This is a genomic window from Burkholderia sp. MSMB1588 (genome assembly GCF_001546925.1).
Taxonomy (GTDB): Bacteria; Pseudomonadota; Gammaproteobacteria; order Burkholderiales; family Burkholderiaceae; genus Burkholderia; species Burkholderia humptydooensis.
The window spans coordinates 1,806,226-1,830,810 of record NZ_LNJS01000001.1; the positions used below are offsets into that span (position 1 = coordinate 1,806,226).

The 24,585-nt window shown below is 67.3% G+C and carries 21 protein-coding genes and 2 pseudogenes; 12 read left to right on the forward strand and 11 right to left on the reverse strand.

Annotated elements, in window-relative coordinates:
- Nucleotides 1–19 precede the first annotated feature (19 nt).
- The 11 genes from WS92_RS20020 to WS92_RS32775 all read left to right on the forward strand — a co-directional run bounded on the left by WS92_RS20020 (nt 20) and on the right by WS92_RS32775 (nt 9,205).
- Nucleotides 20–388 (forward strand): secretion system apparatus, encoded by a 369-nt coding sequence (locus WS92_RS20020; RefSeq protein WP_015601661.1) that lies wholly within the window; start codon nt 20–22, stop codon nt 386–388.
- Nucleotides 385–2,463, forward strand: a complete 2,079-nt coding sequence (locus tag WS92_RS20025) for an EscV/YscV/HrcV family type III secretion system export apparatus protein (protein WP_015600556.1) — start codon at nt 385–387, stop codon at nt 2,461–2,463. Before WS92_RS20020 ends, WS92_RS20025 begins: the two co-directional genes overlap by 4 nt.
- Nucleotides 2,450–3,787, forward strand: coding sequence for an EscN/YscN/HrcN family type III secretion system ATPase (locus WS92_RS20030; RefSeq protein ID WP_059934382.1), 1,338 nt, complete (start codon nt 2,450–2,452; stop codon nt 3,785–3,787). Before WS92_RS20025 ends, WS92_RS20030 begins: the two co-directional genes overlap by 14 nt.
- Nucleotides 3,788–3,795: 8 nt before the next feature.
- On the forward strand, nt 3,796–4,143 hold the full coding sequence (locus tag WS92_RS20035) for a hypothetical protein (protein ID WP_006026785.1): 348 nt from the start codon (nt 3,796–3,798) through the stop codon (nt 4,141–4,143).
- A 76-nt stretch (nt 4,144–4,219) separates the two neighbouring features.
- A complete protein-coding gene (locus WS92_RS20040) occupies nt 4,220–4,597 on the forward strand; it encodes a hypothetical protein (protein ID WP_242425363.1) in 378 nt (125 codons plus the stop codon).
- The gene (sctQ, locus tag WS92_RS20045; RefSeq protein ID WP_059934384.1) at nt 4,578–5,555 is read left to right on the forward strand and encodes a type III secretion system cytoplasmic ring protein SctQ; all 978 of its coding nucleotides are present in this window, start codon (nt 4,578–4,580) and stop codon (nt 5,553–5,555) included. The genes WS92_RS20040 and sctQ overlap by 20 nt, the downstream gene beginning before the upstream one ends.
- A gap of 98 nt (nt 5,556–5,653) precedes the next feature.
- Nucleotides 5,654–6,304 (forward strand): type III secretion system export apparatus subunit SctR, encoded by a 651-nt coding sequence (gene sctR, locus WS92_RS20050; protein WP_006026788.1) that lies wholly within the window; start codon nt 5,654–5,656, stop codon nt 6,302–6,304.
- A 22-nt stretch (nt 6,305–6,326) separates the two neighbouring features.
- A complete protein-coding gene (locus WS92_RS20055) occupies nt 6,327–6,596 on the forward strand; it encodes an EscS/YscS/HrcS family type III secretion system export apparatus protein (RefSeq protein ID WP_009916363.1) in 270 nt (89 codons plus the stop codon).
- The gene (gene sctT / locus WS92_RS20060; protein WP_059934385.1) at nt 6,593–7,378 is read left to right on the forward strand and encodes a type III secretion system export apparatus subunit SctT; all 786 of its coding nucleotides are present in this window, start codon (nt 6,593–6,595) and stop codon (nt 7,376–7,378) included. Before WS92_RS20055 ends, sctT begins: the two co-directional genes overlap by 4 nt.
- Nucleotides 7,375–8,454, forward strand: coding sequence for an EscU/YscU/HrcU family type III secretion system export apparatus switch protein (locus WS92_RS20065; RefSeq protein ID WP_006026791.1), 1,080 nt, complete (start codon nt 7,375–7,377; stop codon nt 8,452–8,454). The genes sctT and WS92_RS20065 overlap by 4 nt, the downstream gene beginning before the upstream one ends.
- Nucleotides 8,455–8,494: 40 nt before the next feature.
- Nucleotides 8,495–9,205 (forward strand): lytic transglycosylase domain-containing protein, encoded by a 711-nt coding sequence (locus WS92_RS32775; protein WP_231755998.1) that lies wholly within the window; start codon nt 8,495–8,497, stop codon nt 9,203–9,205.
- Between the two features lie 13 nt (nt 9,206–9,218).
- On the opposite strand, the pseudogene WS92_RS20070 reads toward WS92_RS32775, so the two are convergent.
- From WS92_RS20070 to WS92_RS37010, 11 genes and pseudogenes are all read right to left on the reverse strand, one after another.
- Nucleotides 9,219–13,137, reverse strand: a pseudogene (locus tag WS92_RS20070) (HAD-IC family P-type ATPase).
- Between the two features lie 20 nt (nt 13,138–13,157).
- Nucleotides 13,158–16,271: an efflux RND transporter permease subunit gene (locus WS92_RS20075; protein ID WP_059934386.1), complete on the reverse strand. Its 3,114-nt coding sequence runs from the start codon at nt 16,269–16,271 to the stop codon at nt 13,158–13,160.
- 46 nt (nt 16,272–16,317) lie between these two features.
- Complete coding sequence (locus tag WS92_RS20080; RefSeq protein ID WP_059934387.1) at nt 16,318–17,382, reverse strand: efflux RND transporter periplasmic adaptor subunit; 1,065 nt, start codon at nt 17,380–17,382, stop codon at nt 16,318–16,320.
- Nucleotides 17,379–18,779, reverse strand: a complete 1,401-nt coding sequence (locus tag WS92_RS20085) for a TolC family protein (RefSeq protein WP_059934388.1) — start codon at nt 18,777–18,779, stop codon at nt 17,379–17,381. The genes WS92_RS20080 and WS92_RS20085 overlap by 4 nt, the downstream gene beginning before the upstream one ends.
- An 80-nt stretch (nt 18,780–18,859) precedes the next feature.
- Nucleotides 18,860–20,173 (reverse strand): sensor histidine kinase, encoded by a 1,314-nt coding sequence (locus WS92_RS20090; RefSeq protein WP_059934389.1) that lies wholly within the window; start codon nt 20,171–20,173, stop codon nt 18,860–18,862.
- Nucleotides 20,163–20,852, reverse strand: a complete 690-nt coding sequence (locus WS92_RS20095) for a response regulator transcription factor (RefSeq protein ID WP_059934390.1) — start codon at nt 20,850–20,852, stop codon at nt 20,163–20,165. Before WS92_RS20095 ends, WS92_RS20090 begins: the two co-directional genes overlap by 11 nt.
- 385 nt (nt 20,853–21,237) lie before the next feature.
- Nucleotides 21,238–21,447: a hypothetical protein gene (locus tag WS92_RS35005; RefSeq protein WP_141668068.1), complete on the reverse strand. Its 210-nt coding sequence runs from the start codon at nt 21,445–21,447 to the stop codon at nt 21,238–21,240.
- Nucleotides 21,444–22,433 carry an NAD-dependent epimerase/dehydratase family protein gene (locus tag WS92_RS20100; protein WP_059934391.1) on the reverse strand — a complete coding sequence of 330 codons (990 nt, stop codon included), beginning with the start codon at nt 22,431–22,433 and terminating at the stop codon, nt 21,444–21,446. The genes WS92_RS35005 and WS92_RS20100 overlap by 4 nt, the downstream gene beginning before the upstream one ends.
- A 61-nt stretch (nt 22,434–22,494) precedes the next feature.
- The gene (locus WS92_RS20105; RefSeq protein ID WP_082744031.1) at nt 22,495–23,439 is read right to left on the reverse strand and encodes a GDP-L-fucose synthase family protein; all 945 of its coding nucleotides are present in this window, start codon (nt 23,437–23,439) and stop codon (nt 22,495–22,497) included.
- 27 nt (nt 23,440–23,466) lie between these two features.
- Nucleotides 23,467–23,667 carry a GDP-mannose 4,6-dehydratase gene (locus WS92_RS37240; protein ID WP_331457931.1) on the reverse strand — a complete coding sequence of 67 codons (201 nt, stop codon included), beginning with the start codon at nt 23,665–23,667 and terminating at the stop codon, nt 23,467–23,469.
- A 72-nt stretch (nt 23,668–23,739) separates the two neighbouring features.
- Nucleotides 23,740–23,964 (reverse strand): GDP-mannose 4,6-dehydratase, encoded by a 225-nt coding sequence (locus WS92_RS37010; RefSeq protein ID WP_258006899.1) that lies wholly within the window; start codon nt 23,962–23,964, stop codon nt 23,740–23,742.
- Between the two features lie 152 nt (nt 23,965–24,116).
- On the opposite strand from WS92_RS37010, the pseudogene WS92_RS35015 reads away from it, so the two are divergent.
- Nucleotides 24,117–24,227 (forward strand): annotated as a pseudogene (locus WS92_RS35015) (IS5/IS1182 family transposase); the annotation flags it as partial.
- Between the last annotated feature and the right edge of the window lie 358 nt (nt 24,228–24,585).

Here is a 24,585-nt window from a genome sequence, read left to right on the forward strand (position 1 = left end):
CTTTTCCTTCAGGAGTCGAATGGATTTGCAAACGGAGCGCAAGCTGGAACAGTTCCTGCGACTGCTCGAATTGCCCTGCTCGCGCATCGCGCCGCGCCTCGAATTCGCCCAACCGCCGCTGCGCGTCTTCATCGAGGCCGTCGGCGCGCGACTGGTGCTGTCCGTCGCGCGGCCGGTCGAGGCTGCGCGACGCGACGACGCCCTGCGACGACTCGTCGGACGCTGCGATCCGGCCCGCCACGGCGGCATGGTCCTGCGGGCCTGCGTGCTGCGCCGCGACCTGATGCTCAGTTGCACGCTCGACGCCGCGCACGACGTCGGCGCGTGGCTCGACGCGCATCGCACGCTGCGCCGCCTGCTCGACACGCACGCGGGGGACGCACGGTGAACCGGATCAGCCGCTGGCTGGCGCTCGTCGCGTCGCGCCAGGACATCGCGCTCGCGGTGCTGCTGCTCGTCGCGGTGTTCATGATGATCGTGCCGCTGCCGACGGGGCTCGTCGATCTGATGATCGCGTTCAACCTGATGATCGCGATCATCCTGCTGATGATGTCGCTCTACATCCGCGACCCGCTCGAATTCGCTGCGTTCCCGTCGGTCCTGCTGATCACAACGCTGTACCGGCTCGCGCTGACGATCAGCACCACCCGCCTGATCCTGCTGCAGGCCGACGCGGGCGAGATCGTCTACACCTTCGGCAGCTTCGCCGTGGGCGGCAATCTCGGCGTCGGGCTGATCGTGTTCGTGATCATCACGATCGTCCAGTTCATCGTCATCACGAAGGGCTCGGAGCGCGTCGCGGAGGTCGGCGCGCGCTTCTCGCTCGACGGCATGCCCGGCAAGCAGATGAGCATCGACGGCGACATGCGCGCCGGCATCATCGACGCCAACGAGGCGCGCCGCCAGCGCGGCCTCGTCCAGAAGGAAAGCCAACTGTACGGCGCGATGGACGGCGCAATGAAGTTCGTCAAGGGCGATGCCATCGCGGGCATCATCATCATCCTCGTCAACATCCTGGGGGGCACGGCCGTCGGCGTGTTCATGCACGGCATGAGCGCGAGCGAGGCGATGTCGACCTACGCGATCCTGTCGATCGGCGACGGCCTGATCGGCCAGATTCCCGCGCTGCTGATTTCGATCACGGCCGGCATCATCGTCACGCGCGTGCCCGGCGAGGTCCGCCAGTCACTCGCGGCGGACCTCACCGAGCAGATCGGCCGGCAACCCCAGGCCCTGTGGCTCGCAGGCGCCGTGCTGCTGGTGTTCGCGGTGCTGCCGGGATTTCCGGTGGCGTACTTCCTCGCGCTGGCCGCACTGATGCTCGGCGGGGCCTGGCTGCTCAAGCGGCGCGGCCGCCGCGCGGGCACGGCTGGCGCGGCGCATGCCGCGAACGGCGCGGCGCCGGGCGCGGCGAACGGCGCCGGCCCGGCCGACACCGCGATGACGCCGGGAGCCGTGCCGCTGATGATCCGCTTCGCGGAATCCGCCGCGCGCGCCGACAAGCTGGCCGACGCGCTCGAAGCGCTGCGCTGGCGCACCTTTGAGCAGTTGGGCCTGCCCTTGCCCGACATCCACCTGCAGGCCGCCGCCGATCTCGACGCCGACACGGTCGAGGTGCTGCTGTACCAGGAACCCGTGCTGGCGCTCAGTGTGCCGCGCGATCTGCTGCTCGCCGACGCGCGCGGTGCGGGCGTCGCGCACAGCGAGCGCGTCGACACGCTGCCGTTCGGCAAGCTACGTCTGCACTGGATCGCGCCGGGGCAAGCCGATACGCTCGCTGCGCTCGGCATCGTGCTGCACCGGGACGAGGCGCGCATCGCCCACTGTCTGTCGCTCGTCGTCGAGCGCTTCGCGAACCAGTTCGTCGGCGTGCAGGAGACCCGCTTTCTGATGGACGCGATGGAAGCGCGCTATGCGGAACTCGTGAAGGAGGTGCAGCGCCAGATGCCGATCGGACGAATCGCGGACGTGTTGCAGCGGCTCGTCGAGGAAGGCATTTCGGTGCGCGACCTGCGCAGCATCTTCGAGGCGCTGATCGAATGGGCGCCGCGCGAGAAGGATCCGGTGATGCTCGTCGAGTATGTGCGCATCGCGCTGCGCCGCCACATCGGCGCACGCTATCGCGCGGGCCAGGCATGGATCAGCGGCTGGATGATCGGCGACCGTATCGAGGCGATGGTGCGCGAGTCGATCCGCCAGACCGCCGCCGGCTCGTATTCGTCGCTGGGCGCCGAATCCAGTCGCGCCATCCTCGGCCAGATCCGCGCCGCGCTCGCCGATGCCGACCTGCGCCGCGTCGTGCTGCTGACGGCGGTCGACGTGCGCCGCTTCATCCGCAAGATGGTCGAGCGGGAATTCGGCGGCCTTGCCGTGCTGTCGTTCCAGGAGATCGGCGACGAAGCCGAGCTCCGCGTGATCGGCACCATCGACCTGATCGGGGAGCCAGCAGATGCGCTTGCCTGACCCCGACCAGTTGCGCGCGCGCGTCGCCGCACACCTCGTGCCGCGCGGCGACGCGCCCGTTGCGCACACCCGCTTCGGCCGCGTGACCGAGGTCGGCCCGACGCTCGTGCGCGCGACGCTGCCGCACGTGGGGCTCGCGGAGCTCTGCCGCCTCGAACCCGCTGGCATCGACGCCGAAGTCGTGTCGATCGAAGGCGACACCGCGCTGCTGTCGCCGTTTGCGGAACCGCGCGGCATCGCCGCCGGCTGCGCGGTGCGGCCGCTCGGCCGTGCGCACCGGATCCCGGTTGGCACGTTCCTGCTCGGCCGCGTGGTCGATGGCCTCGGTCGTCTGTTCGACCATGGCCCGGACGTGCCGGACAGCGCCACCTGGGTCGATCTGGCGCGCTCCGCGCCCGATCCGCTGCGCCGCGCGATCATCGATACGCCCTTGCCGCTCGGCGTGCGGGCGATCGACGGCCTCCTGACCTGCGGGCGCGGCCAGCGCGTCGGCATCTTCGCGGCCGCCGGCGGCGGCAAGAGCACGCTACTCGGCATGATCTGCGACGGCAGCCTCGCCGACGTGACCGTGCTCGCACTAATCGGCGAGCGCGGTCGCGAGGTGCGTGAGTTTCTCGAACACACGCTCACGCCCGAGGCGCGCGCACGTGCGATCGTCGTGGTGGCTACCTCCGACCGCCCCGCGCTCGAGCGGCTGAAGGCGGCCTATACCGCCACCGCGATCGCCGAGCACTTCCGCGACCAGGGCCGCGACGTGCTGCTGATGATGGATTCGCTGACCCGCTTCGCGCGCGCGGCGCGCGAAATCGGCCTCGCCGCCGGCGAAAAGCCCGCGGCCGGCAGCTATCCGCCCAGCTTCTTCGCGCGCCTGCCGGGCCTGCTCGAACGCGCAGGCCCGGCCGCCACGGGCAGCATCACCGGCCTCTACACAGTGCTCGTCGAGGGCGACAACCTGAACGAGCCCGTCGCGGACGAGGTGCGCTCGATCCTCGACGGCCACATCGTGCTGTCGCGCAAGCTCGCCGAGGCGAATCACTATCCGGCGATCGACGTCGGCGCGAGCGTGAGCCGCGTGATGAGCCAGATCGTCGCCACGCGCCATCGCGACGGCGCGGCGCGGCTGCGTCGGCTAGACGCCGTGTATCGCGACATCGAGCTGCTGGTGCGGGTCGGCGAATACCGGCACGGCGCCGATCCCGAAGCCGACGACGCCCTCGCCCGCCGCGAGGCGATCCGGCAATTCCTCTGTCAGTCCGTCACGGATAAAACCTCCTTCGATCAAACGCTAGAACAGTTATGGACCACAGTGGACGCTCGACCCTGACCACGCTCATGGAGCTCAAAGTGCGGCGCGAACGCAACATCCGCGCCGCGCTCGCGCTGCTCGACCAGCGCGAAACCGCCCTGCTCGCCGACAAGGCCGCCTTGCTCGACGAACGGCGCGCACTATGGAATGCCTGGCGTACCTGCAGCGCCGTCGACAGGGTGCACGACCACGCCTCGCTGCAATTGCTCAAGCACGAGCTGGCCGGCTATCACCATCGCGACCAGACGCTCGTCGATCGCGTCGAGCTGGTCGATGCGCAATGCACGGAGCTGCGGCTCGAGCGCGATCAGCAGCGTGCGCTGCTGCGCCGCGCGCAGATCGATCACGAAAAACTCAAGACCTTGCTGGAGTGACACGATGTCCGTTCAGTTCAAGCCCGGCCCGTCGGCCGGTTCGCGCGTGGCAGACGCGGCCAGAGCGCCGCGTGTCGTGCAGGTCGCCGACGTGCGGCGCTTCGCCAATTGCCTGACGAGACCCCACGACGAGCGCGATGCGCATGACGGCGACGACGCGGCCCGCCGTCGCCTGTCCGTCGCGCCCGCGGCAGCGGCCCGCTTCGAACGGCTCCACGGCCGCCCCGGCGTGGCCGCGGATGCGCTGAGCTGGCGCCTGACCCGCGGCCGCTTCGCTGGGCTCGTCGTGCAGGCGCGCCTGCAACAGGGCACGCTGACCATCACGCTCGTCCCGGCCAACGCCGGCCAGCGCGCGCTCGTCGCGCATCATCGCGCGCGAATCGAGGCGGCCTGCGCCGCCCGCTTCGCGGGCCCCACCGTCGTGACCTGGCGCGATGCGAACGATCCCGCTTGACGCCGGCACGGCCCCCGTCCTGCGCACGCTCGGGCACGGCCGCGCGTATCGGCGCGACACGGACGCCTTGACCCTGCTATTTCGCCGCGGCGGCGGCACGGGCCTCATCCTGACCAGCCGCGCCGACGACGCCGTGGTACGCGTCTGGTGCGACAGCGCGCAATGGTGCCGCTGGATTGCTCCCGTGCTGCCCGTCGCCGACTGGCACGCCGTTCCCGATGAACTGCGCGCGGCGCTGGCCGCCTGGACCTTCGCCTGCGTCGCGCCGTGCGCCGCGGCGGCCGGCCTCGCGTGGCCGCAAGCCGAAGCCGTCGAGCCCGAGGCCTGCTCGATCACGAACCGCTGGCTGCTGCGCCTCGAACGCGAGGGCGCGACGCTCGACCTGCAGATCCTCGATGCGCCGAGCACCTGGATTGCGCAACTGGCCGCCGGCCTCGATCCGCTCGACGCCCCGCCCGGCGATGCGCCCGGCCGCCCCGCGCCCGCGTTGCGCGTCGCGTTGATCGCGGGCTGGAGCTGCATCGACACCACGCAGCTTGCGCGCCTGCACCGCGGCGACGCACTGCTGCTGCACCACGCCTACGCCGTCGCCGACGGCGAACTGGGCCTTTTTACCGACCGGCCGCTCGCCAGCGTCATCCGCCGCGACGCGCTCGGCTACACGATAGGAGTCACGATGGAAACCTTTGACGACTGGCTGGACGTCGAGCCCGCGGACCCCGCGGCGACGCTGCCCCTCGTGTTGCCGCTGGACGCCAGCGTGCGGATCGTCGCGCAGGCCGCGGCGATCGACGTGCCGCTCGACCGGCTCGCCGCGCTCAGGCCCGGCGACATCCTGGAAGGCCCCGCGATCGGCGACGGCCTGTGCACGCTGAAGATCGGCGGCAGGCCGTTCGCGCGCGGGATGCTGCTCGACATCGACGGACGCCTCGCGATCCGCATCGAGCACTTCGTGTAGTCGCGCGGGCGCGCCGCCGGTTCAGGTCTACGCCGGATGGGCCTCGCGGTGCGTGCGCCCCACAATGGCCCCGATGAAGATTTCCTGCGGAGTGATGCATGAGCGTGCTCGACCAGCCCGTTCAATTGATCGTGGTGTTGTTCGCGTTGTCGATCCTGCCGCTGCTGATGGTGCTCGGATCCTCGTTCCTCAAGCTCGCAGTCGTGTTCGCGCTGCTACGCAACGCGCTCGGCACGCAGCAGATCCCGCCGAACATCGCGCTGTACGGGCTCGCGCTCGTGCTGACGCTGTTCATCATGGCGCCCGTCGGGCTCGCGATCCAGGACAACCTCGCCGAGCATCCCGTACAGCTCGACGACAAGCAGTTCACGCAGCAGGTCGAGACAACGATCCTCGCGCCGTACCGCGACTTTCTGGCGCGCAACACCGCCCGAGCCCAGGTGCGCTTCTTTGCCGACATCGGCCATCGCACCTGGCCCGAGCCGTACCGCAACCGCATTCCGGACGATTCGCTGATCGTGCTGATACCGGCGTTCGCGATCAGCCAACTGATCGAGGCGTTCAAGATCGGCCTGCTCCTGTTCCTGCCGTTCGTCGCGATCGACCTGATCGTGTCCAACGTGCTGCTTGCGATGGGCATGATGATGGTCTCGCCAATGACGATCGCGCTGCCGCTCAAGCTGCTCGTGTTCGTGCTGATCAACGGCTGGGAAAAGCTGCTCGGCCAGCTCGTCCTGTCGTTCCACTGAGCGCGTCGCGCCCGCCTGCCCCATGAGCGAAGCCGTCATTACCCAGTTGGCCGCGCAGATGATGTGGCTCGTGCTGCTGCTGTCGCTGCCGGTCGTGGTGGTCGCGTCGGTGGTAGGCATCCTCGTGAGCCTCGTGCAAGCGCTGACCCAGGTACAGGATCAGACGATCCAGTTCCTGATCAAGCTGCTGGCCGTCGCAGTCACGCTCGCCGCCACCTATCACTGGATGGGCGACGTGCTGATCAACTACGCGACCCAGAGCTTCAACCAGATCGGCGGGATGAGGCCATGACGGCCGCGATGGCCGGCGAATGGCTGCCGATGGTCGCGCTGTCGATGCTGCGCCCGCTCGGCGCGATGCTGCTGGTGCCGGTGTTCAGTACCGGCACGCTCGGCGGCACGCTCGCGCGCAACGCGCTGGTATTGGCGATCTCGCTGCCGGTGCTCGCCCTGCACGATCTGTGGCCCGCCGTCGACGGCGCGCGGTCGTGGGCCGCCTATCTGTGGCTTGCGTGCGGCGAACTGAGCATCGGCCTCGTGATCGGCTTCTGCGCGGCGGTGCCGTTCTGGGCGCTCGACATGGCGGGATTCCTGATCGACACGATGCGCGGCGCCTCGATGGCGAGCGTGCTGAATCCCTTGCTCGGCCAGCAATCGTCGATGATGGGCATCGTATTCTCGCAGGTGTTCTCGCTGCTGTTCATGATGTTCGGCGGCTTTCATGCGCTGCTCGAAGCCCTCTACGCGTCCTACCTGACGCTGCCGCCCGGCGCGGCGTTCCGCTTTCGACCGGCCGCGCTCGACTTTCTCGGCCAGCAATGGCAATTGATGTACACGCTGTGCCTGCGCTTCGCGATGCCCGCGATCGTCGCGATCCTGCTGGTCGACATGGCGCTCGGGCTCGTCAATCGCTCGGCGCAGCAGCTCAATGTGTTCTTCGTCGCGATGCCGATCAAGAGCGCGTTTGCGCTGCTGCTGATGATCATCTGCGCGAACTTCGCGTTCCAACTGCCGCTCTCTGAAAGCCTTCGGCTCGTCGAGCACGCTGCCGCGCTGACGAACCGACTGCGATGAGCGAGAAGACCGAGCAGCCCACCGCCAAGAAGCGCGCCGATGCGCGCCGCAAGGGCCAGGTTGCGAAGAGCGTCGAGATCACGAGCGGCGCGCAGTTGGCGGTCCTGCTCGGCTACTTCCTGTTCGAAGGCCCGCATCTGATGCAAGCGTTCGAGACGCTTACCCGCGCGTCCATCGACGTCATCAACGACGATCTCGTCACCGCGCTCGGCCATTGGCTCGGCGTTCTCGGCGCGGTGGTCACGCGCTTCGTGATCGGCCTCGCGCTCGTCGTGATCGGCGTGACCGTGATCGCGGTCGTCGCGCAGATCGGCCCCTTGCTCGCGTCCGAGGCGCTGAAGCCGTCCGTCGACAAGATCAACCCAATCAATAATGCGAAACAGATGTTCTCGATGAAGAGCCTGTTCGAGTTCGCGAAGTCGCTGTTCAAAGTCGGCGTGCTGTCGCTCATCTTCTATTACCTAATCCGCGAATACGCGCCGTCGCTGCAATTCCTGCCGCTATGCAGCGTCGAGTGCGGTTTCGCGGTCAGCGTGCGGCTCCTCTACTGGATGTGGGCCGCGCTGATCGGCTTCTATGTGCTGTTCGGTCTCGCCGACTTCGCGTTCCAGCGCTACAACACGACCAAGCAACTGATGATGTCGATCGAGGATATCAAGCAGGAATTCAAGAATTCGGAAGGCAATCCCGAGATGAAGCACAAGCGCAAGGAAATCCACCGCGAGGTGCAAAGCGGCAGTCTCGCCTCGAACGTGGCGAAGTCGACCGTGGTCGTTCGCAATCCGACCCACGTCGCCGTCTGCCTCTACTACGACCCCATCGCGGCCCCGCTGCCGGAAGTCGTCGAGACAGGGCACGGCAAGCGCGCGCTGCATATCGTCGCGCTCGCCGAGCGCGCTGGCGTGCCGGTCGTCGAGAACGTGCCGGTCGCGCGCGCGCTCGCCGCACGCCTCGCGGTCGGCCAGGTCATTCCGCCCGACCTGTTCGAGCCCGTCGCGCATATCCTGCGGCTCGTCATGCATCTCGACTACGATCCCGATCACTATGACGACGACGTGTCCCGTCCGTCCGCCTGATCCGCCGCGACTGGACCGCCAGCGCCGCGTGGGGCGGCTCGTGTTCGCCGCGCTCATGCTCATGCGCGCGCTGTCGGCCACCGCGCAGGATGCGCCCGCGCCGCTCGTCTGGACCCGCGTCGAACCGGTTCAGGCCGACGGCGACCCGGCGCACGCGCAAGCCGCGCCTGCGCCACCCGTTGCGCCTCCCGGCCCGGCCGGGCCCCAACCCGCCGCGCACGGCGCGCGCTACGATGCGTTGATCGACGCGGTCGCGCGGCAGTTCGAGCTCGACGCCCGACTGCTGCACGCGATGATCGAAACCGAATCGCGCTACGACGCCGACGCGCGCTCCCCCAAGGGCGCCGTGGGCCTGATGCAGGTGATGCCCGAGACCGGCCGCCGCTTCGGCTTCACCGATCTCGCCGATCCCGACACCAACCTGCGGGCGGGCGCGACTTACCTGAAATGGCTGCTGAAGACCTTCGACGACAATCTCGAACTCGCCGTCGCCGGCTACAACGCAGGCGAAGGCGCGGTGATGAAGGCCGGCCGGAAAATCCCGCCGTATCGGGAGACGCAGCTTTATGTGCGCGCGGTACTCAAGCGCTATCGCTCGCCCGGCGAGGCCGCGGCGCCCATCGCGGCCGCGGCGACGCGCGCCGCCATCAGCCGCGCGGACCGACATCGGCCTACGCCGGTCACGATGCTGGGCAAGCTCGCCAGCCTGTTGCTGTCCTCACCCCGCGCGTCGACTTCGGCGAGCCCTTGAGTCCGGGCGCCGTTCAGCATGCGCTGCAACGCCGCGGGGCTTTCGTGGCCCGCTCGCGCCCGCTGTCGGAGCCGACGAACAGATAGTTTTTCCGACCGAGCGCGACACAGCGCAGGGCGTTTTCGGCAAGCACGTTGCTGATCTCGGCCCGACCGACGTGAACGTCGTAGATATACCGCCTCGCATGATCCCATGCATGCTGCTTCGTGGATCTCGCCGCTTTCGATGAGCCACACGCGGCGGTCCCAACGCTGGAAGCGCGCGCTTGCCGCATCATCGCGCGTCACGCTGCGCGCACCAGGGAACTGCTGGGCGAACGCGCGTGCCGGTGACGTGAAATCCTCGTCGACCGACGGGGCGGAAAACGTCCATGAGCCGGCAGCCGAAGCGTGCTCGCGCGTGACGGTGCCGACCCAGACTGAAACGTCGCGATCGGCTGACGACCCGCTCGGCCGTTCAATGACGTGGTCGCCTCGCCACAGCCGCAGCACGGCCTGCATGTCCGGCGAAGCCGCGTCGCCTTGCACGAATGTCATGGCTGGCGGGGCGCCGTCATGGAACTTGAGGACCACCGCGCGACGCCCCGTCCACGGCGCCCAGGCCGGGCCGCCGGGCGCCGTTCGCCAGCCCGCGGCCTGCAGGGCGCGCCCGATCGCGGTGGCGGCCCCGGCCCACTGAATGGTGAACGGCTCGTCGATCCGGCCCACCACCGCAACCCGCCCCACGGGCAGCGCACGCCATCCATGCGCGCGCCATTGCGCGGCCGTCATTCGCTCGATATGGCGGGTCGGCGCGTAGAGCATCACGTCGGCGTCGTGATGCCGAACAATGTGCAGCGCGGCGGCCGCCAGCATCGTGATCACGACGATCCCCGTGAGCTTCCTCGACCCGATGGACGGGTTTTCCCGGAGCGAGTATGCGATGGCGAGACCCGCGACCCATGCGAGACCCAGGCTCGCGCCGGCGACGACGTCGGATACCCAGTGCACGCCCAGATAAAGGCGTGACGTGGCGATTAACGTCACCGCGATCGTTGTTGCGACGAGAATCGCGACGCGTGTTCGATGTCGCTGGCCCGCGCCCGCACATAGCAGAAACGCAAGGAACCCGTACGCGACCAGGGCAAGCGTCGCGTGACTGCTTGGAAAGGAGAAGCTCTCGATGCCCGCGGCGAACGGATTCGGCCGGGCACGATGCAGCAGGAGCTTGAACAGCTTGACGATGACTTCGGCGCCGCCCACCGCGGCGAGCCAGTACAGCGCCGTACGCCAGAGCCGATGCCAGATCAGCCACGAGAGCACGACCAGCACGACGGGAACGACCACTGCCGCGTCGCCCAGCTCGGACAGCCCGGTCATCATGCTGTCGAGCCACGACGGCCGGATGTCTTGCAAGACGCGCCAGACAATGAGGTCCGCCTGCAGGAGCGGGTCCCGCGAAATCACGTCCTCCAGCACGCCGAGGAACAGCCAGACACTGCCGACGATCAGCATCAGCGTCGCCGTGACGAATACGATGTGCGCCCGCCACAGGGACAGCAGTGCGTGCAGGACCGGTTTTGTCGCCGCGGCGTCGCCGTCTGTCGATGGCGCTTCACCGGCGCGGGATCGGATCGTGAGCGCGTGCATGCCTGAACATGCCAGCATTGAAATGCCGGTCGCGCCGAGCCAAATCCGCACGGGCAGCACTTCGATCGCAAAGAAGGTCCGCAATCGCCCAACGACGACAATGGCGGCGAACGCGGCGGCCATCCCCGCGACGATGCCCAGCCGCGAGGCGTTGAACGGCCGCGCAAGCTGCGCAAGAATCCAGAGCGCGATGGCGCACAGCGTCACGGTCGCGGCAGTCCGCGCCTGATCGAGCGTGCCGTGGAGATAGCTGAGCGTGATCGCGTAGGCCGCGAACGTCGCGATGGCCGCCAGCACGCCGGAAGGCACCGTGAAGTGCAGCACGCGTTCGACGAAGCCGCTCTTCGCGCGCTCGGCGCTCGGTTCGAGCGACAGAAAGAACGCCGGGATGCCGATGGTCAGCGAGCCGACCAGCGTCAGATGTCGCGGGAGAAACGGAAAGGCGAGATCGGCGATGCCCACTGCGAAAGCGAGCAGCATCGCATACACCGTTTTCGTCACGAACAGATTGGCGACCCGCTCGATGTTGCCGATGACCCTCCTGCCTTCGCTCACGATCGCGGGCAGGCTCGCGAAGCGGTTGTCGGTCAGCACCGCCTGGGCGACGGCCGCCGCGGCGCTGCTGCCCCCGCCCATTGCGATGCCGATGTCGGCTTCCTTGAGCGCAAGGAGATCGTTCACGCCGTCGCCGACCATCGCGACCACATGGCCGCGGGCCCGCAACGCCGCAACCATCGCCGCCTTCTGCCGCGGCGAGACGCGGCCGAATACGGACTCACGCTCCATCCGTTCGCCGAGCAGCGCCCCGTCGTCGGATAACGCGCGAGCATCGACGCCCGTCCATGCAGACGCGATGCCCACGCGCCGGGCGACTTCGGCCGCCGTATCCGGGTGATCGCCGGAGATCACCTTCAGCGAGACGCCCTCTGCGGCAAACCACGCCACGGTGCCGGGCGCATCGTCCCGGATGCGCTCCGCGAGCAGCACCAGCGCGACGGGCGTCAACAGCCGCGGTAGCCCATCATCGGCAAGCGGCAGGTCCGAACGCGCAAGCAGCAGCACCCTGCGCCCGTCGTGCGCATGGCGGGACACGGCCGCGCGCACGTCGTCGGCCATCGCGGCGCCGGCGAGCATGACATCCGGCGCACCGAGCACCCAGGTGCCGCGTTCGCCGAACGATGCGCCGGCCCACTTTCTCGCGGAGGAGAACGGCACGGTGCGGTTGGCTTGCCAGCCCGGCGAGACCGCATAGCGGGAGGCGATGGCGCGCAATGTGGCATTCGGCGCGGGTTCGCCGAGGACGAGCGCGGCAAGCGCATCGTGCGCCGCGCCGTCGCCGGCGAGCATCTCGACCTGCTCGAGGACGGGCTCGCCTTGCGTGAGCGTACCGGTCTTGTCGATGCACACCACGTCGACACGCGCCAGCGTCTCGATGGCCGGCAACGCCTGCATCAGCGTGCCGCGTCGCGCGAGCCGCATCGCACCGACCGCGAGGGCGACGCTCGTGAGCAGCACCAGCCCCTCCGGCACCATGCCGACGACGCCGCCCGCGGAAAACAGCACCGCTTGGGCAAAGGGCATCTGACGCAACAGTTGGGTCGCGACCAGCAATACCGACAGCGGCGCGATCGCCCACCCGGCGTAGCGCAGGATGCGGTTGATGCCGGCCGCGAGCTCCGAACGCGCGGGCGCGAAGCGCCGCGCCTGCGCCGCGAGCCGGTGCGCCCACGCCTGCTGTCCGACGGCCGTTGCGCGATACCAGCCCTGCCCCGCGACGACGAAGCTGCCGGACAGCAGCCGCGCCCCACACGCCTTGTCCTGCGGCTCGGATTCTCCGGTCAGCAGCGACTCGTCGACTTGCAGCCCGGCAGAAGCCGCGACGATACCGTCGACCACGATTTGCGCGCCGCGCCCGATCCCGATCAGGTCGTCCTTCACGATGTCGGCAACGTCGATTTCGATCGTCCGCCCGTCGCGGCGCACGTGCGTGCGCGGCTGGTGAAGCAGCGCGAGACGATCGAGCGTGCGCTTCGCCCGCCATTCCTGAACGATGCCGATGAGCGAGTTCGCCACAAGCACGCCGCCGAACAGCGCGTCCTGCCACGGGCCCGCGATGAGCACCGCGGCGCACAGCGAGCCGAGAAGCGCGTTGAAGCGCGTGAACACGTTGGCGCGCACGATGTCGGCGAGGCTGCGGCTGGTCCGGCGCTCGATCCGGTTGACGTCGCCGCGCTGCCTGCGCCCGGTCACTTCAGACGAACCGAGGCCGTCGGGGAGCGCCGCCATCGGTTGCAGTTCGTCCATGCGGTGCCTCCTCTGCCGGGCTACGCAATCGCCGGCCCCGGTTCGTCCGGCGCGTCGCGCTCGAAGCGCCCGTAGCGCTGCGCGAGCGTGGGCAGCACGATCAGGTTCAGCATCGTGGACGTGATCAGGCCGCCCAGGATCACGATCGCCATCGGCCCTTCGATCTCGTTGCCGGCTGCGCCGCTCGTCGCCGCGAGCGGCAGCAACGCGAGCGCGGTCACGAGCGCGGTCATCAGGATCGGCACCAGCCGCTCCGCGGCGCCGCGCACGGCCGTGTCGGGATTCCACGCCAGGCCGTCCACGTGCACGAGATGCTCGTAGTGGCTGATCAGCATGATCGAGTTGCGCAGCGAGATGCCGAAGAGCGTGACAAAACCCACCATGCCGCCGAGCGACAGATTACCACCGGCGAGCGCCACGCCGAGTACGCCGCCCACCAGCGCGAACGGCAGGTTGACCATCACGAGGAGCACGCCACGGCGGCTTTTCATCGCGAGAAACAGCAGCATGGCGATGCCGACGATCGACATCGCGCCGTACACGAGCAGATCCCGCTGCGACTGCGCGCGCGCTTCGCTTTCGCCGGCGAATACGGCATACGTGCCCTGGGGCATCGTTATTTCACGATTCACGCGCGCCTGAGCTTCGTTGACGAAATCGCTGACCGCGCGGCGGCCGAGGTTGACGGACACCGTCTGCATGCGCCGGCCGCCGTCGTGCGTGATCTGATAACGGCCGGAAACCTGACTGATCGTCGCGAGTTCGCGTAGCGGGACGGCCAGGCCATCCGGGTTGCGCAGCATCAGCGCGCCGATCTCGCCGAGGGTCCTGCGTGCGGCCGGCGCGAGTGCCACCGTGACGTCATACGTGCGGCCGCCCCGATAGATCTGCGAGACCGTGGCGCCCTGATACGCGGCCTGAATCGCATCGAGCACCTCGACCGGCCTGAAGCCCCGGCGGCTCAATCGGCCGGGATCGAGCCTGACGTCCAGCTCGGGAATGCCGGGAGGCGATTCCACCTGCACGCTGGCCGCCCCGCGGATTGTTCCGAGAACGCGCGCGATCTCCTGCGCCTTGCGATCGATCACGTCCAGGTTGTCGCCGAACACGTTGACGACCACCGGCGCCGTCGTCCCCGAGATCGTCTCGTCGATGCGCTCGACGAGGAAGGTGTTCACCGCCGTGGTCAGCCCGGGAAAGCGCGCGAGCGCCTGCTGGATGTGATGCAGCGCCCGGTTTTGGCCGGACGCGCCCATCGGCTCCAGATCGACCTCGAACTCGGAAAGCTGGACGCCCGCGGGATCGACGACCTCGTTCGCGCGGCCCGCACGCTGTGCGACGAGACGCACGCCCGGCACGTGCATCAATGCCCGCGACACCCGTGCGCCGATTCGCATCGATTCCGCGAGCGACGTGCCGGGCGTGAGGCCCATGTGCACGATGTAGTGCCCTTCCCGCAGCTCGGGGATGAAGTTGCCGTTCATGAACGGCAGCGCGCCCAGCGCCGCGACGCACATCAGCGCCACCCCGGCCATGACCGTTTTCACGCGCGGCTCGACCTTCATCAGCAATGCGACATAGCGGGCCTTCAGGCGCGCGACCAGACGCGGTTCGTCGGCCGGCAGCGGGCCGCGCGCGAGCAGCGCGAGCGCCATTGCGGGGGTGAGCGTGAGGGCCACGCCGAGCGAGGCCAGCACGGCGAGGATGTATGCCATGCCGAGGGGCGCGAACAGCTTGCCCGCCACGCCGGAAAGCGTGAGCACCGGCAGGAAGATCAGCATCACGATGAAGGTGGCGAACACCACCGCGCTGCGCACCTCGAGCGACGCGCGCAGCACGACGCGCAACGCGGGCAGCGGCGTCGGCAGGCTCCGGTTCTGCCGCAGCCGGCGGTAGATGTTCTCGACGTCGATGATTGCGTCATCGACCACTTCGCCGAGCGCAATCGCGAGGCCACCGAGCGTCATCGTGTTCAGGCTCACGCCGAGCGACGTCAGCACGATGATGGCGACGAGCAGCGACAGCGGAATCGCCACGGCCGAAATGACGGCCGTGCGCACGTTCAACAGGAAGAGAAACAGCACGGCGACCACCAGCACGGCGCCGACGAGCAACGCCGTGCGCAGATGGCCGACCGACGCGTCGATGAAATTGGCCGGCCGGAACACATTCGCATTGACGTCGACGCCCTGCTTCGCGAGGACGGGCGCGAGCCCGGCAAGAGTCTTCTCGATGTCCTTCGTGACCGCCAGCGTGTTCGTGCCGTACTGGCTTTCGAGCACCAGCATCACGCCGGGCTGGCCCATGATCGAGGCCGCGCCCATCGCCGGCGCGCTGCCCCATGCGACGGTTGCAACGTCCCCGAGACGGACTGCCGCGCCGTTGCTCCAGCGCAGCACGACATCGGCGAGCTTCTCCGGCGCCGTGATCTGGCCATCGGCGTTGATCGCGATGCGCTGGTTGTCGTTCTCGACGAAGCCGGCGCCACGTACGCCCGTGGATGCGCGCGCCGTGGCGATCACGTCCTGTATCGACAGACCGTATCGCATCAGCTTCGCGGGATCGATCCGGACCTGCATCTGGCGCGCGTCGCCGCCGAACACGATCACGTCCGCCACGCCCGGCACGCTCAGCAACTGCGGCCGGATGGTCCACTGCGCGATGTCGTAGAGGTCCGTCAGGGCGCGCGTCTTCGACGTGAGGCCAACGGTGCGCACGACGCTCGTCGTGGTCGTCAGCGGCAGGAGCCGCGGCGGCATGACGCCGGCGGGCAGCGTCGCCGCGAGCGCATTCACCCGTTCGGAAACCAACTGCCGGATCTGCATCACGTTCGCATGGGCGTCGAATACCAGTGTGATGGCCGACAGCCCCTGCATCGATTTCGAGCGCATCGACTGCAGTCCGACCATCCCGCCGAGGCCATTCTCCAACGGCTGGGTGACGAGCGTCTCGACCTGCTCGCTGCTCAGGCCCGGCGCTTCGGTCTGGACGAGGCTCATCGGCGGCGCGAACTCGGGAAACACATCGAGCTTCGCCCGTGTCAGCGTATAGAGACCGTAGCCGGCCGCGATCACGGCCAGCGCATAGATGACGCCGCGAAAACGCAGCGAAAACCGGATGATTGCGTTCAGCATGGGCGATAGGTGGGTTCGTATCGTGCCCGGCGGTGTCGGGCGTCCGTCAGTCGTCGCACTCGGGCGGGTCCTTGCAGGCGGTTGCGATGCCCTGGGGCTTCAGTTCCTCGGAGAGCAGCAACTGGGCGCCCTGCGTGACGACGCGGTCTCCGGCGTGAAAGCCCGAAGTCACGACGAAGCCCTGATCGCTCTCGTTGCCTGCCGCCACGTAGCGCCGCGTGAAGCGATCGGGCGCGGTTTGCACATAGACCCACGTTTGTCCGCCGTACCAGATGACGGCCTTGCCCGGAATGACGAGCGAGCGCGCGGCGGAACCCGGCGACGGCACGTTCACGCTGGTCCGGGTGCCCACGGGCAGCGCGCGGTCCGCTGCGTAGAACCAGGGCGTTCCCTGCACGGATGGATCGGCGAGCGGGGAAGCCGAGAGCCTCCTTGCCGATATCGGCTGGCCGTTCGCGGCGTCGACAAGGATGCGCGCGGGCGCAGTGTCCCCGAACTCCGCGGGCAGCGTGACACGCAGCACGACCATGCGGCCCGCCAGCAGGCGCGGGAACAGGTCGGACGCGCCCGCCATCGACGCGTTGGCGAGCGCCTCGCCAAACTGCTGGCGCAGCGTCGCCTCCAGCCCGCCGACCGCGGCCGCCGCCGACTTCAGTTTCGCCTGGTCGGCCTGCATGACGGCTCGCGCATCCTGCAGACTCTTTTGCGAAACGTTGCGGTCGTCCTCGAACAGGACGCGGCTGCGCTCGTACTGCGCATGTGAATTGCCTGCCTGCGCCGTGAGGGTATCGAGGTCCGCCCGCGCGGCGGACAGGCGGTTGCGCAAGTCGAAGAGCGGCTGCAGGTCGACGACCGTTGCCCACGCGGTGCTGGCCGACGGCCCGGTCGCGAAGGCGAGCGGCGCGGCCTCGATGTGGCTCGCGCGCTGCGCGTCGGCGCCGAGCACGACCACGGTTTCGCCATTGACGGTCTGTACCGCCGGTTGAGACGCCGTCGGTGCAATCGCTGGCGATGCCGAGGGGTTCGGGTAAAGCGTCTGGTAGATGTACCAGACCGCGCCCGCCGTGAGCGCGATCGTGACGGCGAAAAAGAGGAGCAACCGGTATTTCATCGCCGTGGTTCCTGTTCGGTCAGAGATGCGTTCCCCGCCGCCTCGGGGTCGGGGGCCAGGGGCCGTTGCATCGCATCCTCGAGCGCGCCGCCCGCCTGCCGGGCAGCGACGACGGCGTCCAGATGCGCGATTTCGTTCGCCTGGTAGTCGGCGTTCGCCTGCGTGAAGGTCAACCGGTCCGCGTTGCCCTCGGCAAACCCGGCGGCCTGACTGTCGAGCTGCCGGCGCGCGGCGGCGAGGCTGCGCGCCGAAAGCCGCACGGCATCGAGACTGGCCCGGTAACGCATGAGCGCGCGATCCAGATCGCCGAGGATCGAGTCCTGCAAGGCCGCCGCGCGCGCGGCGGCCTCCTTGCGCTTCGCCTCGGCCTGCGCGATGCCGCCCTGGTTCTGATCGAAAATCGGCAGCGTGATGCCGGCGAGCCCGAACGCGATCTTGTGTGTGCCCGTGTCGTACGTGTAGCCGGGGCCGAGGTGAAGGTCGGGATACTGCTTCGCCACTTCAAGCTGAAGCGCCGACTCCGCCGCGGCGTACTCGGCCAGCGACGCAAGCAGGTCGGCGCGGTGGAAGATGGCGTCGCGTCGCGCATCGGCGGCCGGAGGCGCAGGTGGCGCGGCGGCAAAGCCGTCGAGATCGAGCTGGATGCCGTCGAGCGCGGCCACCGGTACGCCGATCGCCGCCGCCAGTTGCGCCCGTGCGTCCTGCCGGGCGCTCTCGGCTGCGGCCAGAGCGGCCTGCGCCTGCGTCGCCGCGAGTACCGCCGCATCGACATCCGGCCCCGAGTTTTCCCCGACTGCGCGGCGCTTCTTGACCATCCGCGCGATCTGCTGCGCAGCGTCGGCCTTGCGGGACAGGAACACGCCGCGCTCGCGCGCCGCATACAGCGCAAGCAGGGCGTCGCGAACCTGCGCGCGTACCTTCCATGCTTCATTGCCGATCGCAAGGCGCGCCGCTTCCGACAGGTGGGAAGCCTGGTCGACACGGTAGCCGCGCTTGCCCGCGGTCTCGATCGGAATGTCGAGGGCCGGGCCCCATACGAAGGGAGCGCCCGGTCCGGGGTTGGGCGTCGCATACTGGAACGGCAGTTGCAGAACCGGGTTCGGCATCGCGTCGGCGACCTGGATGCCGGCGCGGGCCGTTCCCCACTGGGCTCGCGCGATATCCAGCGCCGGACTGTAATACCAGGCCGCGAGCGTGAGCCTCTCGCGATTCCAGCGCACCGGCGGCCACGGATGCACGTCATGTCCGAGTTCGCGAACGAGGTACGTGCGCAGCCCGTCGCTCACGAGCGACCGCTCCTCGAACTGCCGCGTCATCCGGACCGGCGCGATCGGCTGTGCGTGGTACGTCGCGCAGCCCGCCAGCAGGGCAAACGCAATCAGTATCGCTCGGCGCATGGCGGCATCCTTGGGTCTCGCTGCTGCCCGCTCGGGCGGCTCCAGCCCCGGATGCTACGCAACCGGTTGTGAAATTTTCGTCAAGAAGGTGCCGGATGGGCGTCGCGCCCCGCTTCGCCAGGAATGTCGGCAGGCAGATATAGCGAGACGCGCGTGCCGCGTCCCGGTTCGCTCTCGAGTTCGATCTGCCAGCCGTAACGGTCGCAGATCTTCTTCACGATCGCGAGACCGATACCGAAGCCGCGTCCGCCTGCATCGTGGCGCTCCGCCCGGTAGAAACGCTCGAACAGATGGGGCAGCGCCGACGCTTCTATACCGGAGCCGGTGTCTTCGATGCGCAACCACCCTCCCGCGTAGGAGAAGCGTACGTGCCCTCGATCGGTGTGGCGCGCGGCGTTGTCGACCAGGTTCGAGAGCACGATTGCGAGAGCCGAGCGATTGGCCTTGACATGGATGCCGCGTGGCACGTCGACCCGTGTTTCGACACCTTTGTCGGCCAGCCGCTCCGCAAACGGCGTGAGCGCCGTTTCGATCATGCGCGCGAGTCCGAGCTGCTCGATGCCTCGCACCGAATCCTCACGCGCGAGCATCAGGAGCGCATCGACCCGTTCGCGCATGCCGTCCGCCGCGCGATCGATCTGAAGCAGCCGCGCGCGCGACTTGCCCGTGATCGCGGAATCCTGCTCGAGCAGCTCGCAACTGGTCTTGATCGTGGTAAGCGGCGTGCGCAATTCATGGCTGACGTTGCCTGTGAACGCCTTCTCCCGCTCGATCATGTCCGCCATGCGCCGGTGGTAGTCATTGAATGCGTCGACCAACCCGACGAGCTCGGCTTCGTCATACCGGCCGGGGTCGATCGACGCCGCACGCTCGTGTTCGAGCGCCTTGACCTGCCTCGCAAGGCCGGCCACCTGACGCACCAGCAGGCCCGACACCCCGAACGAGAGCCAGACTGTCAGCAGCGCGAACACCCCCGTGCCGGCCATCAGCGCGTTGATCACCTGCTTGAAGTGCTTTTCGTAGCCGCTGAAATTGTAGACGCGGTAGAGGCGTGCCGCGCCGAACGGGGCGATCGCGACATGGATCTCCCGTTCGCCGACGACGATTTCATGGGTTCCGGCAGGCAGGCCGCCAACCGCGGCGGGCAATGCGATCGGCGGCGTGTCCGGGGTTGAAACATAGCCGCGCAGGCGCTCGTCGAACGGCGGCAGCAGGGACGGGTTCGCTTCGTAGCTGCGCAACACGTTGGCCATGTCGTCCTGGATCAGGGCGGCGATCAGCTTTTCTTCCTGAGCTTCGGCGAGCACCCTGACGCCGAGCGCCTGGGCAAGCAGCAGAACGATCGCGAGCGCCGAGAAAACGAGCGCAACCTTGACGCGCAGGCTACGCCGCATCGGTGTCGCCCGCCACGAGCCGGTAGCCGAGTCCGTGGACCGTCTCGATGAGTTCCGCTTCGCCCGGTCGGGTCAATGCCTTGCGCAACATGTAGATATGCGCGCGCAGCGTATCGCTGCCCGGCAGTTCGTCGCCCCAGACTTCGGTTTCCAGTTCCGCGCGAGTGAATACGCGCGCCGGAGACAGCATCAGGATGCGCAACAGATGCAGGCATTTGGGCTGGAGCTTGATTGGACGCCCCGCGCGCTCGACGGCGAGCGTGCCCAGATCGAGCCGCACGTCGGCGAAGCGCAGCTCCGGTACGGCGACGCGGCCGCGATACCGCTTGATCAGCGCATCGAGACGCGCGGCGACCTCCTTGAGCGAGAACGGCTTGACCAGATAGTCGTCCGCGCCGTGCTCGAATCCGCTCAGCTTGTCATCGAGCGCATCCCGGGCGGTCAACATCAGGACCGGCGTGTCGCGATGCGCTTCCTCGCGGAGTTTTCGGCACAACGTCAGGCCGTCCATGCCGGGCAGCGAAATATCCAGCAGGATCGCATCCCAGGCGTCGGCGAGCGCGAACTGCAGGCCCGCGGGGCCGCTTCTCGCAACGTCCACGTGAAAGCCGCGGCTTTCCAGATAGTCATAGACGTTCGCCGCAATGGCCGCGTCGTCTTCGATAACGAGCACTTTCATGAATGAATGATCCGCGGCAAGTTTCCGCGCACGCCAGATGCCGGCTGCGCACTTGACCCCTTGCCCTTTTGCGCAGGGATTACATTTTCGTCAGCCAGCACGGCTGTCTGTTCAACCCGGACATTATCCGAAGAGAGTCGGTCGTGAAGCAATGTCTGGGCGATTCGAAGATCAGCCTCGCATCGCACGTCAGCTCGCTGACATCGCGCTACTCGGGGAACACGCCGGTGGACAGATATCGGTCGCCCCGATCGCAAACGATTCGGGCGATTCGGGCGGCCTGCGCCGGCCGCGTGCCCCCGATTCGGCCATTCGCCCGTGCCGCATGCCGCTCGATGACCCGCTGCAACAGGCAGAATACGCCCGGCAATGCGCCGATTGGCGACTACGTATGGAAGCACATCGGGGTCTTCGGGCCGGAAAGTTCCGCTATTGCGGCCGCTGCCCGGTGTCTGCTCTGATCCCGCAGCGCGCGCGGCCTCGGTTCACGAAGGCCGTCCGACGAATTGGGAAAGCAACTGCCGATCAGTTCGGAGCCGACGGCGCCGCACGCGCCCGTCACCAGGATCGAATGGCCATGAATCAGCGGATTCATGGCGAAGCCCTCACGTTATCGAGAAAGTAAAGGACCGTCTCTTGCAGACCTTCCTCGAGCGTCACTTTCGGCCGCCATCCAAGAAGCACGCGCGCCTTCGTGGTGTCGGAGAAACGTCGTCTCACACCCTGCGCATACGCGTCGGTGCGTGTCACCCTGAGATTGCGGATACCCGCGCGTTCCAGCGCCCTCGCGAGACGAACGGCCAACTCGTCGATCGTGGTTTCGGCGCCGCTTGCGATCTGGAATACCTCCCCGCCTATGTCCGATACGATCGACGCCAGCATCACGGCATCGACGAGATCGTCGATATAGATGAAGTCACGGGTCTGCGAGCCGTCACCATGTATCTCAAGGGGCATCTGCACAAGCGCTGCGCGAATGAACTTCGCGATGACGCTGGACTTGCGCGCAGATCCCGGTCCATAGACGTTGCCGAAACGGAGCATGACAGTGTCGATGCCGAACGCGTGCTTGTAGGCCGACGCATACGCCTCTCCCGCGAGCTTGCTCGCACCATAGGGTGACGCCGGACGTGGCGCGATTTCCTCGTGGATCGGCGGTTCGACCTCGCCTGTCGAAGCGCCGCTCGATGCGAACACGAACCGCCTGATGCCGTGGCGGCGAGCTGCCTCCAGATAGTTGAACGTGCCGATCACGTTGGCACCAAGGTCCGCGCGCGGATTCTGCAGTGACGGCACAACGCCTGTATTGGCGGCCAGATGGACAATGATGTCGCAGCCTGTGGCGACATCGACCGCCAGTTGCGCGTCGACGATATCGCCCACGATAAGCTCGACGCCGCGCGGTGCCGAACGGACCTCGTAGTGCACGAGCTCTTCGTACGCGGCGACGCGGGCAAGATCGGCGCGCGTGCCTGTGCTGAGGTTGTCCAGCACTCGCACGGCGTGGCCCCCCTCGTCCAGCAGCCTTCGGATCAGCGCGGTGCCGATGAATCCGCACCCGCCGGTGATGAGCCAGTTCATTTGCGAATGTCGCCATCTTCCATTGGGTTGCGGACGGGCATCGACCGCGATTGCGCGGCTCTCATCGACCGCTCTCGGCCAGAAAACTCGCATAGGTTTTTCGGATGCCCTCCGCCAGCGGTGTCTTCGGCAGCCACCCGAGCGCGCGCAGGCGTTCGACCGACAACAGCTTGCGCGGCGTGCCGTCAGGCTGGGTCGGATCGCAGACGATCTCGCCTCGAAACCCAACCGCGTCCATGACCTTTTCGGCAAGCTCACGAATCGTCACGTCCTCCCCCATGCCGATGTTGAAAAGACCTTCTTCGATGCCGTTTTCCATCAGAAACACACAGGCGTCCGCCATATCGTCCACATAGAGAAACTCGCGCCTGGCCTTGCCGGTGCCCCACACCACCAGATGCGAATCGCCACGCAGCTTTGCCTCATGCGTTTTGCGCAGCAACCCCGGCAGGACATGGCTCGTCTGCAGGTCGTAGTTGTCGTTGGGACCGTACAGATTGGTCGGCATGACGCACAGGTAATGCGTGCCGTACTGACGATTGAACGCTTCGCAAAGTTTGACCCCCGCAATCTTCGCGACGGCATAGGGCTCGTTCGTTTTCTCGAGCGTGCCGGTGAGCAGGTACTCCTCGCGGATAGGCTGCGGGCAATCGCGCGGATAAATGCAAGACGAGCCGAGGAACAGCAGCCTGTCGACCGAGGCCGCCATCGCGGCGTCGATTACATTGCACTGGATCACCAGATTCTCGCGAATGAAGTCGCCGGGATACGTGTTGTTTGCATAGATGCCGCCGACCTTCGCCGCCGCCAGAAAGACATAGGCAGGTCGTTGTTCACGGAAGAATTTCCGAACCGCCTGCTGATCCGTGAGATCGAGCGATTTCCGATCGCGCGTGACGATATTGTCGTAGCCGCCCGCATCAAGACGCCGCACGATCGCCGAGCCGACCATGCCCCGATGGCCCGCGACATAGATAGGGGCATGTTTATCCACTGTTCCAGACATTGGCACCCTCCTCTTTCAGTCAGTCACTTATGGCATTCGAACACGCGATAGATAGCCGTGTTCTCGGACGAGCGCGTCGCGCTCGGCACAGCGCAGATTCTCTCGAGCCATCTCCGTGACGAGATCGATAAAACTTGTGCGCGGCGTCCAGCCCAGCCTTTCGCGAACCTTTCCTGCATCGCCCAGCAGCGAAGGCACTTCAGTCGGTCGGAAATAGCGTGAGTCCACCGCCGCGACAACCTTTCCGCGCTCGTCATGGCCGCGCGCCTCGCCCCCTTTCCCCGCCAACTGATCGGCATGTCAAGTTCTCTCGCTGCGGCGTCGACGAAGTCGCGCGCCTGTCCCCGGTTGCCGAGACAGAGACAGTCCTGCAGACCGAGCTTGATTCGCGCCAGTGCACGCGTGAGCGTGGTTTCCTTTTGCGGCACGGCCCGAACGAGTCACGAAGTACCCTTTCTTCAACAGGAACTCCGCGAGATAAGCACCATCCTGTCCTGTTATCCCGGTAATCAGCGCGGTCCTCATATCGACTCCCGTTCCCTCTCCTTCGTATCGTATCCGGTTAGTACTCTGAATCTTTCATCTGTCTGGCTGGTATGGAGTTTTGTCATCTCTGGCAGAGCATTCAACCTTCACTCCTGCGCCTGATTCTTCGTTGTTTCGCTGACGAGGAGGTCATGGCAAAAGCGATACTCGATGACGAATGGTGGTCGCTTATCCAACCGTTGTTGCCGCCACCCAAGCCGCGCCGGACGCGATCCCCGGGACGCAAGCCGCTCGACGATCGCGGCTACGACCACGATAAATATCGCAGGCCGCTGCATGCCGCCGGCATTGCCACGCAGATCGCCCGTCGGGGAGCACCTGCAACAGGGGCCATGATGCCGGCGCCCGACACTGGCGGCACCGCAGCGGCATCGATAAGGACGATGTCGTATCGGGCCGATACCGCATTCACGAGCTCAATTCATCGGCCTCTGAACAGAAGGTCGGCCGGGTTGGGGTTCCAAGCCGCAATCCCGGCGACAAACCGAACAGCATCATCGAGCGCCGCCTGCCAATCCGATCCGACAATGCGCCGAACGCGGGCTGTATCAGCATATAGACTGACAAGCGCAGCCGTCATGATTCTGCATTTTCTTATGG